Source organism: Peribacillus sp. Bi134, assembly GCF_918698065.1.
In the GTDB taxonomy this organism is placed as follows: domain Bacteria; phylum Bacillota; class Bacilli; order Bacillales; family DSM-1321; genus Peribacillus.
In genome coordinates this window covers 206,881-220,461 of sequence record NZ_CAKKLN010000006.1, presented here as the reverse complement: position 1 = coordinate 220,461, position 13,581 = coordinate 206,881, and the positions used below count along the sequence as shown (strand labels likewise).

Here is a 13,581-nt window from a genome sequence, read left to right as displayed (position 1 = left end):
CTCCCCCAAAATAGTTTTATAATCAAAGAGATCCCCTTGATGCAGCCACTTTCTCCGTCTTTCCCACATACACATCCAGTGCAGCCTGCAAAGCCTCTCCCCGATTAACTTGGAACCCCTGGCGCAAAAGGACAGCTTCCAAGGAGGCCAATACAAAGAGGATGTTTTCTTTCCTGCAACTGAATCCCATGGTCCCGATCCTCCAGATTTTGCCGTGAAGCGGACCAAACGAGGAAGCGATTTCGATACCAAATTCATTCAACAGCATGGCTCTTACAGCTTCACCGTCGATTCCGTTTGGAATTTCGATGCAAGTTACACACGGAAGTTTGTTTTTCCCATCCCCGAATAACGTCAGCCCCATTGCCTTGATCCCTTCAACGAGAGCAGCTTCGTGGAGTTCATGACGGGCAAAGCGCGTTTCCAGACCTTCTTCAAGCACAAGGCGCAACCCTTCACGTAACGCATAAATCATGGAGGTCGCTTCTGTATGGTGATTCAAGCGGCGCGGTCCCCAATAATCCTGCAGCATGCTTAAATCGAAATAATTACTGGTGATCGGACGGCGGAGCGAAACCTTTTGGTTATCTTCATCCGTCGCAATACCACGTTCCACCTTTTTACGGGACTGGATGATTTCTTCTATTCTCTCATTATACGTAATCGGTGCCATACCTGAAGGAACGGACAAGCATTTTTGTGTCCCTCCTATCAACCCATCAATACACCATTCATCCACCTTAACATCGGTGCCCCCGATTGAGGCAACCGCATCCACCACAAGCAGGACACCCAATTCTCGGCAGGCCAACCCGATTTCCTTCAAAGGCTGCATACAACCTGTGGAAGTTTCCCCATGAACGATTGCTGTTATTTTCGGGGAGACTTTCTTGATTTCCGCGATGACAGCTTGCGGTTCGAACACCTCTCCCCAAGGACATTCCATCGTATGGACTTCAGCTCCGTATCGCTCACAGATTTCGACCAACAAATGACCGAATCTACCGAATATGGGAACCAGAACCTTATCTCCCGGCTCAATGATGCTGCATAGAATCGCTTCATTACCCGATCTTGAGGTGCCATCGATAGGGAATGCCCATTTATTTTTCGTTTGAAAAACCAAACGCAGCATTTCCATCACTTCATTCATGATTGTAGTGAATGCAGGATCGAATTGCCCTAATATCGGTGTGCTCATCGCCCTTAAAACACGCGGATCCACTTCGACCGGTCCTGGTGTCATGATCGTTCTCAGCGGTGCATTCAATTCTGAATATGCCATTTTCCCCAACCCCTTTAATAGGCTAATTTATATAGTATTTCACTTAAAACGTCGATTCCCTTTTCCATATCCACAACACTCGTAAACTCCTTAGGCGAATGGCTGATCCCCCCCTTACTTGGAACGAACAGCAAGCAAGTCGGACAAAACGAACCAAATACTTGTGCATCATGGCCGGCTCCGCTGACCATATCTTGGTATGGTATATTTTTATCTTCAGCTACCTTTCGGACAAGGCCATTCATTTCCCGATCCATCGCAACCGGTTTGACATCCATCCATTGTGAAACCTCCAGCTTCATTTCAGCTTTCTTTGCCAAGGAATCGAAAGTCGAAAAAATTTCCTTACAAAACCTTTCAAGAACCTCTTCCTCGTGATGCCTGATATCGAGACTGAGCTCCACTTCACCAGCAATGACATTCGGAACATTAGGTTTAACATCCATTCTCCCAACAGTCGCAACTAAACCCGGGTCCATACCCTTCGCTTTTTTCGTTAAAAAAGAAATGAATTCCGAAGCAAAACCGACAGCATCCTTCCTGTATGACATGGGAGTGGTGCCCGCATGATCACTCTCACCCATGATTTTAACCGTATAACGGCGCTGCCCGACAATATGGCTGACGACCCCAATTGCATTCTCATTCTTTTCAAGCACCATCCCCTGTTCTATATGAATTTCGACGAACCGGTCAATATCATCGCGGACCGGGGTTTTATAGGCTTCAGGTTCAAACCCTGACTTTTTCATGGCTTCCAAAAAAGGAATTCCTTCTGTATCTTTTAAATCCCTGACATGCTCAAGACCATAGACTCCTTTAATATTCCTCGACCCCCAAAACGTTAAGGGAAATCTGCTTCCTTCCTCCTCACAAAAGGAAACGACTTCAATCGTCTTTCGCGGCGCCCCATAGACTTTATACAACCTCTTAACCGCCAGGAAACTAGCGATGACCCCATATGCGCCGTCATATTTCCCCCCATCCTTGACCGTGTCTATATGAGAACCGGTCAGAATGATTCCACCTGAGAGATCCCTTCCCTCAAGCCTGCCAAACAAGTTGCCTACACTATCAAAATATGTACTGAGGTTTTCTTTTTCCATCTCAGCTTTCATTGCCTGCTGAGCGCTCATCCATTCCTTGGAATATAATAAACGGGTCACCCCATTACTCTCCGTTGCCCCGAAAGATGCCAACCATTCTATCATCGACGCAACATCATCCTTTTCATCTATGAATTTTTCGATTTGAATGCCCATCACATCGCTTCCCTTCTCAATATCCATTCATGTTATGAATATTCACAAATTTATGTTATCTATTATTTTACTTGCTTTCACATTTAACTTCATTGACAATTCTGTTAGTATTTCGGTGTTTTTTTGTGCAAAATAACCAACTGAAAACAAGCCAACAAAAGAAGAGGGCGCCCATTAAACCGGACACCCTCTTTTTATCAACTTGTATAATTCGAGCCTAAGCCCAATTCCCTCAATAGCTGACGATAAGCGATCGACGTCTTATCTGCCGCGATATGCGCTTCCGCTTGCAAATCAAGAGGCAACTCCTCCGGCTTTTGATTTTCCACCATTTCCTTATCTTCATTGAAAATCTGCAAGTTGAATTCATAAGTATCTTCAACCGGGGCATCTAAATCAAAGTTACGGGCCATCGGTGAAAACATTCTTGTCTTTCGTGCCGAAACCGGACTGGCACAGTTCAAGATGTGAAGTTTCCCATCCTCCGGGAAATGGACAGTAAGCCTGGCCGCCAGCGGTGGATAGATATCAAAAACACGCAGCCACTCAAAGTGGGCAGGTTCTAAATGCCGCATGCCTTTTCCGTAATTACTGACGGAACTTAAGTATTCCACATGCAGGCCATATTCCGTTTTTTCCACCTTATAACTAGGAACGATAGGATTGTTACGATCAGCGAAGCTTTCCGAATGAACCCAAGCAAAGTGGGACACATCCAAAAAACCTTCCATCTGCCGACCGGCTGAACCGGCAATGTCTATGGATGGCGGCAGGATGTTCAAATATGCCTCATCATCCCAGGCCGGCAACTTCGGAATATCCTCTTTATCGCTCGCAATCGAAGTCCAAATCAAGCCGTAGCGCTCAACCGCGGGATAAATATTAATGCAAAGACGCGGGGATATTTTAGCGTTGGGATGTGCAGGTATCCCCGTACAATTCCCTTCCGGGCCATATCTAAAACCGTGGTAAGGGCATACGATATCATCACCATCCACCCATCCCATGCTTAATGGTACACCACGATGCAGACAAAGGTCCCTCGCAACGATAATCTTCCCCTTGGCCCGATAAAGGACAAGGTGCACATCCAGAAGTTTAATGCCTATCGGTTTTTCCGATATTTCCTCGACTGCCGCCACAGGAAACCAATATTGCGATAATACATCCCAGTCCCCTTTGCTGAATGTGCATTCTTTCGGAAACGGCGTTACTCTTTTTTTCTTACTGGAAGCAACTGTGCCTTCACTCATTTTATCGTCTCCCTTATCCTCACGTTATTTTTTATAAATATTAACAAAATTAAAATAACATGTCACCAACGATGTTATAAAACCTAACATAAAAATGTTTTTTATTTATCCGATAATCCAAACAATGAAATTTGTAGGATATGCCAAAGTGTTTGTATGATATGATAATGAAAATCCGCAAAGCACGTTAGTAAACGGAGGGATTCAAACTAATATCAGCAACATGCGCTAATTTAAAACCGATTCATTCCCCCTGTATTTATAAACTTACACTCAATACTCTAATTTTCCAAAATGAGGTGTTTCAGATGAAGGTAGCCGAACTTTTAACATTGCCAGCATTAACCGGCATGCATTTAATTGCCGGAGGAACAGGGATCGAACGGGAAGTCCTCACAGTCAATATGATGGACGCTCCGGATATCATCAACTTTTTAAAACCAAATGAATTCCTTGTAACGACGGCTTATCACATAAAGGACAAGCCGCATCTCTTGTCATCACTCGTCGAAGCGATGGCAAACCAAGGCTGCGCAGCCCTGGGAATAAAGACAAGGAGGTACCTAAAGGAAATACCTGAGGAGGCACTGGTTCTTGCCAATGTTTTATCCTTTCCAATCATTGAACTCCCGGCCGAATTGTCACTCGGGGAAATCATCAACCATACATTACGGGGGATTTTGGATCAACGTGCAGCGGAATTGACTTTTGCCATGGAAACACATAAACAATTCACAAACTTAATCATGCGCGGCAAAGGAATTCAAAAGCTGCTTGATCATTTATCGGATATGATCGGATACCCCATCTTATTAGTTGACCAGTACCTAAAACCGATATTCCAACCAATCTCAACACCTGGAATTATTCCAATAATCAAAAAAATGAGCGAAGCGGGATTCCGATTCCACAAAACCAAAACACCTTTCTTTTCATTTTCATCCCTTTCCAATAAACAGCCCTATACCGTCTTCCCCATCTATATGAATGAAGAAAAATTTGGTTATTTGACGATATTGGGAGAAATTAAGACTAGCGATAACCTCATAACATTGACGATAGAACAGGCAACTAATGTCATTTCTTTTGCCCTGATGAAAGAACACGCCCTTAAACAGCATGATCGGAATATCCGAAATGATTTCTTCCTTCATTTTCTCGATGGCAGTTTCTCTTCACAAGAGGAAATCATAAATCGGGCAAAGGAGTTTTCCTTACACAATGAAAAAACCTATATATGCGCAGTCGGAAAGATCGATGAATCCGATTCGGACATAAGTTACACACAGCTGCAGCGACGGGCTGATTCGATATACGAGTTTTTGGAAGATGAACTTTGCCTATCACCCAATCCCATTCATCTCTTTACCAAAGGCAAGAAATGCATTCTTTTATATGAAGTGAATGAAGTCTCTGACGTTCTCCAAACTGTCGAAACCTCGCTTAAATCATTGCAAAGGATAACAGCCAGCCAGTTCGGCTGCACGATTTCTTTCGGAGTGAGCCATTTGAGCCAGAGTTTTTTACAGACCAAGAATTCTTACAAAGAAGCGAACGACTCCCTTCTCGAAGGAGGCCTTTCGAAAAGGACCGAATACATCCATATATTCCGAACGAAGGATATTATGGAATTATTGAGGATCATCCCCGAAGAAGACCTCATGAATTTTCACCATTATGCACTACAGGGATTTTCAAAGGTTTTCACCGAGGAGGAGCAATCCTTATTACAGACATTATCCGTCTATCTCGAAACTCATTGTCAAATATCCGAAACTGCCAAAAGGTTATTCGTACACCGAAACACAGTTGTATACAGACTCGAGAAATGCGAAGAGCTGCTCGGCAAGAGCCTGAAAGATTCGGAGACCACACTCCAGATACGACTTGCCCTTCGCATTAAATCCTTACTTAAAATATAAAACAAAAGCCTCCCATCACTTTATGCAAGTTGTCTATATCCACAACCAAAAATTGTCTAATCTAACTAATGACAATTTTCTGATTTTTTATTATGATATTAATCATAACAGAATCACGTGATATAAAATGACATGCTATTGTAGAAGGGAGTTTTTTTATGAATGACAGAATTAATAAGTCCAAGGCCTTCTCGTTAGGTCTTCAGCACGTTCTTGCCATGTATGCTGGTGCCATATTGGTGCCGATCATCGTCGGGGGGGCATTGGGATTCAATTCTCAACAGTTAGCCTACCTTATTGCCATTGATCTATTGACCTGCGGGATCGCTACATTATTGCAATCTTGGAAAAATAAATACTTTGGAATTGGCCTCCCGATAGTTTTGGGAACTTCTTTCGTCGCAGTCACCCCCATGATCTCCATCGGCAGCAATTATGGCATTTCCGCTATCTATGGATCAATCATAGCCGCTGGATTATTCATCATTTTCTTCTCCAACATCTTTGGTAAACTGCTTAAATTATTCCCGCCTGTCGTGACCGGTACCGTCGTCATCATCATTGGATTATCCTTAGTGCCCACCGGCATAAAGAATATGGCTGGCGGTTCCGGCAGCAAAGACTTTGGCTCAGCTGAGAACTTGATGCTTTCTTTAGGAGTCCTCGCCGTTATTCTGTTAATCAATCGCTGCTTCACTGGATTCATTCGCTCCATTTCCGTTCTGATTGGCATCATAGCAGGAACGATCGCTTCAACGTTTTTTGGGAAGATGGACTTTTCCACCGTTGCCGAGGCTTCTTGGTTCCATATCCCCGCTCCTTTGTACTTCGGTACACCCAGCTTTGAAATAGCACCCATACTTACGATGATGTTGGTTGGCACAGTCATCCTTGTCGAATCCACTGGCGCATTCCTTGCTCTCGGAAAAATAACCGGCAGGGAATTGAGTGAAAAAGATATTGTCAAGGGCTACCGGGCAGAAGGCCTTGCCTTCACTTTAGGCGGGATTTTCAATGCCTTTCCTTATAGTACATTCGCCCAGAATGTAGGCCTCGTACAATTATCCGGTGTAAAAAAAAGAACAATCACCATTGTAGCCGGCTTCATTTTAATCGGGCTTGGACTTGTACCGAAAATCGCAGCACTCGCTACACTGATTCCCACTGCCGTTCTCGGAGGTGCTACCGTCGTCATGTTCGGAATGGTCGTTTCATCAGGAATTAAAATGTTGAATGACGTCGATTTCTCGGATAATGCCAATTTATTGGTCATTGCTTGTTCAGTCTCACTCGGACTGGGCGCAACCGTCGTTCCCGAGTTATTCTCAAGCCTGCCGGAAACCATCCGTATCGTTGTCGGTGATGGAATCATCACAGGAAGCCTGACAGCCATCATCCTGAATGTGATCTTGACTCCCCGAAAGAAAAAGGCGGCAGATAGAACCATCGCGGATGCAGATCAGTTCATGGCAAAAAGCATTTAAAAAGGAGCCCTTAGAATGATTACTATTAAGTCACTAAATGCAATTAGCGAAAAGGATTTCACGATGTTCCTTGGTGATACTTTCGAACATTCACCTTGGATTGCAGAAAAGGCGGCAGCCAATAGACCATTTTCATCCATTATCATTCTGCATCAATGCATGGTGGACATTGTAAGCAATTCGTCAAATGAAGAAAAGTTAACATTAATCAAGAAGCACCCGAACCTAGGGGACAAAGTTGAAATGAGTGATGATTCGACTAAGGAACAGCATGGCGCCGGTTTAAAGGACCTTACTGCCGAAGAATATGAAAGTTTCATATCATTGAACCGGCAATATATGAATAAATTCGGCTTTCCATTTATCCTGGCTGTACGCGGCAAAGATAAAAATGACATATATCAATCGATGAAAACAAGGATTCACCATTCAGAAACAATAGAGTTCGATAAGGCACTATCTGAAATTCATAAAATTGCCCTATTTCGTTTACAGGATAAAATCAAAATCGAAGGAGAGAATTCAATGAAAAATAAATCAGCCGCACAAACACTAAGTTATGGAAAAGGAAATGTTTTTGCCTATAGGACCTATTCCAAGCCTTTAACCGGAATCAAACAAATACCAGAATCCACTTTTTCAGGCAGAGATCATATCATTTTTGGCACCAATGTAAAAGTTTCCGTTGGCGGCTCCTCTTTTCTTCCCTCCTTCACGGAAGGAGACAATTCCATGGTCGTCGCGACAGATTCGATGAAAAACTTCATCCAACGGCATTTAGCCACATTCAAAGGAGCAACATTAGAAGGATTTGCTTCATATGTGTCAGAAGCCTTCCTTAACAAATATCCTCAAATCGATACGGTTAAATTGATTGCCGAGGATATCCCTTTCGAAGCTGTGACTGAAGCGACGGATCTTCAATTGAAACCGAGTGACCTTGTATTCAAAAAGTCCCGCAACGAACGGGCCAAGGCAGCCGTCGAAATCATCCGTAGGGAAAACGGCAGTGAAATCGTTCAGCAAAGCAGTTCCATCCTTGACCTCCAATTAATCAAAGTAAGCGGGAACTCTTTTGTCGGTTTTGTCCGTGATGAGTATACGACGCTTCCCGAAGATGGAAATCGACCGCTTTTCATCTATTTGAATCTCCACTGGGTCTATGAGGATCAAAAGGATGCATTCGGTGTGGATCCTTCTAAATACGTGGCTGCTGAACAGGTAATCGATATTGCTACATCCGTTTTCCATGAAATGGAGACTCCTTCGATCCAAAATCTGATTTATGAAATCGGCTGCCGTATTTTAACCAGATTCCCTCAGCTTCTTGAAGTTACATTCGAATCCCAAAACCACACATGGGATACAGTCGTTTCCGAAATCCCGGAATCCAAAGGGAAAGTATATACAGAGCCGCGCCCGCCATATGGATTTCAGGTCTTCACCGTTAAAAAAGAAAATCTCGAAAATAATAAAATCCTGGCTGCTGCTGAAGAAAACATCGGTTAAGGAGTATTTATGCCTGGTATAACAACACATATATTGGATTTAATGCATGGCCAGCCGGCCGAAAACGTGACGATTGAATTATACTATTCCGAATCATCAACCGCTGACTGGCAGCTGCTCCACTCAGCGGTCACAAATACAGACGGGAGGCTCGATGCCCCGCTGCTGAACGCAGAAAACACTAAAATAGGAAACTACGAAATCATTTTTCATATCGGGGATTACTTCCGGAACAAGTCCATCGAGCTTCCTGATCCGCCCTTTTTGGACCAGGTACCCGTCCGTTTCGGACTATCTTCCCCATCCTCTCATTATCATGTGCCACTGCTCGTTTCCCCATGGGGCTATCAAGTGTATCGGGGAAGTTAAAAGAAACTGCCGGAGAAGACCTTCTCCGGCAGTTTCTTTTTTGATCGATTACAGTCTGGATTTTAAAACACATAACAAAACCCCACCTGTTCCCTATAGCAACTGGTGGGGTTTCTAACTGGCTTCTACATCTACATCAACCGGGAGGTCCATCTTGTGCAATCACGTCCTTTCATTTAAACGGCTAATTTACTGTATTCATCCAACTGATCTTTAGTTAAGTTTTTGATGAAGCGGTCGAAGTTTATCGACTCGATTTCATACCTTTCACAAATCTTTAAATAACTCTCATAGGCTTTATCCTGAATATTCATCATCTTGACTCCCCCTTCTGTTATATAACAATAAATTTAACTTATTAATAATATATAACAACTGTAATTTCCCGTCAATGTATTTTTCTGAAAATTCGGTAAGATTTTCATTCTTTTAGTATTTCCCATATTGTTCTTTGCTAACCGTCTCACTTAACAAAAAAAGGAGGACGTATGTTAGGTGTAAAATCTCTCCTCTTTATAATTACTGCTTTTTTTTCCAAAAGAAAAGAAGCTGCTGATCAGCTTCCGGTAATGGCTTTCATTATGGATTTACCTAAACATTAAGGGCTATAAATGTTTCCATTTTTTGATAAATAATGTTAGGTTGAGCAAATATTAAGAGTGTGTAAATTAATTGTTGGAATTAGAAACTAAATATTTATAAATAGTATACTTCATTATAGATAATCGACTTTGGTCTTTGGATGTTCGAAGAACTAAAATGACATGGATAAACCGTCAATTCAGGTACTTTATACACAATTGAATCTGATGGACTTTTAATAAATGAGGAACGAAACGTCGATGGGAAAATAAGAAAATTATTTATTCGACCATTTAAAAAGGAAATATTTATGGAAGCCGGAAAGAAAGCTTATGAACTTAAATAATGGAGGAATACTTTAGTGGACCAAAACAAAACAAACAGAAGTTTAAAGTCACTAATTGAAATACTATTAGTTTCAACAAGGCTTGGTTTAACATCGTTTGGTGGGCCAATAGCACATTTAGGTTACTTTCATGATGAGTATGTTAGACGACGGAAATGGATGGATGAAAAAAGCTATGCTGATTTAGTTGCTTTGTGTCAATTCTTGCCTGGTCCAGCTAGCAGTCAGGTTGGAATTGGAGTCGGAGTTATGCGGGGGGGTTTCTTCGGTGGAATTTTAGCTTTCCTTGGTTTTACACTGCCTTCGGTGATAGCGTTAGTAATATTAGCATCATTTTTCAAAGGAATGGATGTTTCAAATGCAGGCTGGATCCACGGATTAAAAATAGTAGCAGTAGCAGTAGTTGCACACGCCATTTTGGGGATGTCAAAAAATTTAACTCCAGATATAAAGAGAAAGACAATTGCATTAATAGCCTTGGTTGGGACCTTGATTTGGCAGACTGCCTATGTGCAAGTTGGTATTATTATACTGGCCGCATTTATTGGTTTTCTAATTTATAAACAACACGACGAAAGTTATGAATCTAACGTTCATTTTCCAATTTCGCGTGGTGTCGGTTTTGTTAGTTTAGCTTTATTTTTCGGATTACTGTTTCTACTTCCAATTTTACGAGAGGTTACTTCATCAAATTGGATTGCTCTGTTTGATAGCTTTTATCGGTCTGGTTCTTTAGTGTTTGGTGGTGGACATGTAGTCTTGCCATTGCTTGAACGTGAATTTGTCCCTACTGGATGGCTAGACAAAGAGGCATTTCTTGCTGGATATGGTGCAACACAAGCTGTACCAGGACCATTATTTACGTTTGCAGCGTACATAGGTGCCGTGATAAATGGATGGCAAGGTGGCTTATTAGCAACAATTGCTATTTTCTTACCTGCATTTCTTCTTATTCTAGGGACATTGCCATTTTGGGACACATTACGCCGTAATTCTAAAGTAAAAGGGGCATTAATGGGAGTAAATGCAGCAGTTGTAGGCATCTTGATTGCGGCTTTTTATAATCCCATTTGGACCAGCTCCATCTTAGCTCCTATAGACTTTGCTTTTGCTGCCATCTTATTTAGTATGCTTGTGTACTGGAAATTGCCAGCTTGGTTTATAGTGATAACCGGTGCTACTGGCGGCTCACTTATGACGTTAATATGAATCGGGTATTTTATTCATTTATCGTTTCACATTTTCATCTTATTCATTCTATATTTCCTATGGAACTAACCTGCACCGTTAGTTCCAAGGCTGCCCCTAGTACAACCCTATTATTGAAATAAAATCCCTATTAATTGCATTAGAAAAAGCTACGACAACGGAAGCTACAATCTTCATTTAAAGCTACAGCTGAACAAAATAACCGCCCCCTTTAAAGGGCGGTCTTCGAGAATTGTGCTAAATTAATCTTTCTATAAAGCAATAATTGGCATTTAGATACCTAATTTGGCATTTTAAAAAAGCAGTGTGATGAAACAGAACATCAGGCCAGATTTCAAACTATGCTGCAGATTTTGAATCAGTTTGATAATTTCTTCCTGTTCGAGCAACTTTATTCCAGTCTTTGTTAAAGAAATAAGCAATGCTTCCATACATAACAATATACAAAGTTACAAATCGATAGACAAATATATCAAAAATAATTGTAATAAATAATCGATATCTATCCTTCTTCTGAAACGTAAACCCGTAATGCTTACCCATACCAATTGCCACCAAGTCATACGTTAAACTAAATAAAAAAATGTAAGACAAATAGGTAAATATATAATAAGGAGATAAAGTAGGAGGGTTTAAGGTACTATTTATCACAAAAATACCTGTCGTAATATAAGTACCCACGGTCCCTACTAGAAAAGATTCGGCTATGTAGAAAAAGGAAACTGGCTTAGTGAAAAACGTTTTCCAAAAAAAGGATCTAAAATGGATAAAACAATCAATAAATGCTTTTTGCCATCGTATGCGTTGCTTGATAAAATCATTCCAGTTCTCAGGTAATTCTGTATAACAAACAGCTTCCGGTACAAAAACAATCTTCTTTTTTTTCTGTCCCGATATGTACCTATGAATGCGCAGTGTTATATCAATATCTTCTCCTATTGTTGTACGATATCCTCCTACATCAACAAGAGCTTGTTTTGTAAAAATACCAAATGCTCCGGATATGATAGCTAATGCACGAAAGCGTGCAAGAGATACTTTGGTAATATAGAATGCTTTTAGGAAATCCAACATTTGGACACGAACTAGCATATTTGCATGAAGTAAAGACAAGTCTCTCAAAGGATTAGATGTTTTTGTTTGCAAAACGTGCACCATACCACCTGCAGCAACTACATCCTTATCCTCAAATGTGTTGTTAACAATTGATAAGGCCTGTTCTGTCAATATGGTGTCAGCATCTAATGTTACAATCAAACTTTGGCTAGAATATTCAATACCTGCATTTAAGGAATCAGCTTTTCCCCCATTCTTTTTATCTATAACGTAGATATTAGGATAAAGTTTGGATTGATAAAAATTTTCTACTTTCTTATGGGAAAGCTTTCTAAGTGCAGATTTTGAACATGGTTTTAACTTTAGAAATTTATGAAAGAGATTCATAGTCTTATCATTTGAACCGTCATTAATATAAATGACCTCAAACTGTGATTAAGATAATGATTTCATACTCTTAATGGAGGTTTCTATAATTCCCTGTTCATTATAACAAGGGACTAGAATACTAATTCCTTTTTCCTTTTCAAGAATCTGTTTTATCCCTTCGTTTTGTCCACGAAACCAAGGTAAACAATGGAACAAATGAAGTAAAGAAAAAACAATAGATAAACAGAACATAAATACGATAAAAATACCCAATAAAACAATCCTCCTTAAAATAAGAATAGCAAAATAATATTGCTTTCTCCCAATATAATTCAAGAGGAATCTGGCTTTTTTGTGGGTAAATAAGAAAAAGGATATATACTCCACGTATTTCAGGGAAATCTAAAAACACGTAATGGATTCGTTTACTGTATTTGCCAGACCTTTTAGCGGTACCCCTATAAGAAAATTCCTGTCCTGGAATTATCTTAAAATACAAAAAAAGTACACTATTAGTCATGTATAATAAACTAATAACTCCACCTGAAATTTTTATTTCCTCAGAATTTATTTCCTTGTTTTTATACTTATACACCTGTTTATTTTAAATTTTGATAAAACTGCTTGTATAAACAAAAACGCTATACCTTTTAAGGCATAGCTCTCAGTTAACAAAAAAGAAATAACAGGTAGTCCCACCTGCTATTTCTTTTAAATATATTTCGCTATAATCGACTGAGCCCTATTATACCTCCATTGTATAATTTATTACGCATTTAAGCATTCAGGAGCAGTGAAGATGATTTTACCATCCATGATGGTCATTTTCACTTTCGTTTCTGGTATCTCCTCAAGCGGAACCGCAAAAAGATCACGGTCGAGGGCAACGATATCAGCAAGCTTCCCCACTTCCAATGTCCCTTATTCATGCTCTT

11 protein-coding genes and 1 pseudogene are annotated in these 13,581 nt (G+C 40.7%); 6 read left to right on the top strand and 6 right to left on the bottom strand.

Features of this window, described 5'->3' with window-relative positions:
* Positions 1–22: 22 nt before the first annotated feature.
* The 3 genes from LQ188_RS14865 to LQ188_RS14855 form a co-directional block, all read right to left on the bottom strand.
* Complete coding sequence (locus tag LQ188_RS14865; protein WP_230177262.1) at positions 23–1,285, bottom strand: alanine--glyoxylate aminotransferase family protein; 1,263 nt, start codon at positions 1,283–1,285, stop codon at positions 23–25.
* A 14-nt stretch (positions 1,286–1,299) separates the two neighbouring features.
* Positions 1,300–2,547 (bottom strand): allantoate deiminase, encoded by a 1,248-nt coding sequence (gene allC / locus LQ188_RS14860; RefSeq protein WP_230177261.1) that lies wholly within the window; start codon positions 2,545–2,547, stop codon positions 1,300–1,302.
* Between the two features lie 197 nt (positions 2,548–2,744).
* Entirely contained in the window at positions 2,745–3,800 is a 1,056-nt protein-coding gene (locus tag LQ188_RS14855) for a Rieske 2Fe-2S domain-containing protein (RefSeq protein WP_230177260.1), read from the bottom strand.
* A gap of 308 nt (positions 3,801–4,108) precedes the next feature.
* Between LQ188_RS14855 and LQ188_RS14850 the strand changes: the two genes are divergently transcribed.
* The 4 genes from LQ188_RS14850 to uraH all read left to right on the top strand — a co-directional run bounded on the left by LQ188_RS14850 (position 4,109) and on the right by uraH (position 9,084).
* Entirely contained in the window at positions 4,109–5,722 is a 1,614-nt protein-coding gene (locus LQ188_RS14850) for a PucR family transcriptional regulator (RefSeq protein ID WP_230177259.1), read from the top strand.
* A gap of 158 nt (positions 5,723–5,880) precedes the next feature.
* Positions 5,881–7,206, top strand: coding sequence for a nucleobase:cation symporter-2 family protein (locus tag LQ188_RS14845; RefSeq protein ID WP_101224284.1), 1,326 nt, complete (start codon positions 5,881–5,883; stop codon positions 7,204–7,206).
* Positions 7,207–7,221: 15 nt separating this feature from the next.
* Positions 7,222–8,715: a factor-independent urate hydroxylase gene (gene pucL, locus LQ188_RS14840; protein WP_230177258.1), complete on the top strand. Its 1,494-nt coding sequence runs from the start codon at positions 7,222–7,224 to the stop codon at positions 8,713–8,715.
* Positions 8,716–8,724: 9 nt separating this feature from the next.
* The gene (gene uraH / locus LQ188_RS14835; RefSeq protein ID WP_230177257.1) at positions 8,725–9,084 is read left to right on the top strand and encodes a hydroxyisourate hydrolase; all 360 of its coding nucleotides are present in this window, start codon (positions 8,725–8,727) and stop codon (positions 9,082–9,084) included.
* Between the two features lie 176 nt (positions 9,085–9,260).
* Here the strand turns inward: uraH and LQ188_RS14830 are convergent, their stop codons facing one another.
* The gene (locus LQ188_RS14830) at positions 9,261–9,401 is read right to left on the bottom strand and encodes a hypothetical protein (RefSeq protein WP_157831099.1); all 141 of its coding nucleotides are present in this window, start codon (positions 9,399–9,401) and stop codon (positions 9,261–9,263) included.
* 375 nt (positions 9,402–9,776) lie between these two features.
* On the opposite strand from LQ188_RS14830, the pseudogene LQ188_RS14825 reads away from it, so the two are divergent.
* Together LQ188_RS14825 and LQ188_RS14820 are read left to right on the top strand one after the other, a co-directional pair.
* Positions 9,777–10,012: pseudogene (locus LQ188_RS14825) on the top strand (PadR family transcriptional regulator).
* Between the two features lie 15 nt (positions 10,013–10,027).
* Positions 10,028–11,221, top strand: a complete 1,194-nt coding sequence (locus LQ188_RS14820) for a chromate transporter (RefSeq protein WP_230177256.1) — start codon at positions 10,028–10,030, stop codon at positions 11,219–11,221.
* Between the two features lie 339 nt (positions 11,222–11,560).
* On the opposite strand, the gene LQ188_RS14815 is transcribed toward LQ188_RS14820, so the two are convergent.
* A complete protein-coding gene (locus tag LQ188_RS14815) occupies positions 11,561–12,697 on the bottom strand; it encodes a glycosyltransferase (RefSeq protein ID WP_290370125.1) in 1,137 nt (378 codons plus the stop codon).
* Between the two features lie 717 nt (positions 12,698–13,414).
* The gene (locus LQ188_RS14810) at positions 13,415–13,555 is read right to left on the bottom strand and encodes an amidohydrolase family protein (RefSeq protein WP_230177252.1); all 141 of its coding nucleotides are present in this window, start codon (positions 13,553–13,555) and stop codon (positions 13,415–13,417) included.
* Positions 13,556–13,581 lie beyond the last annotated feature (26 nt).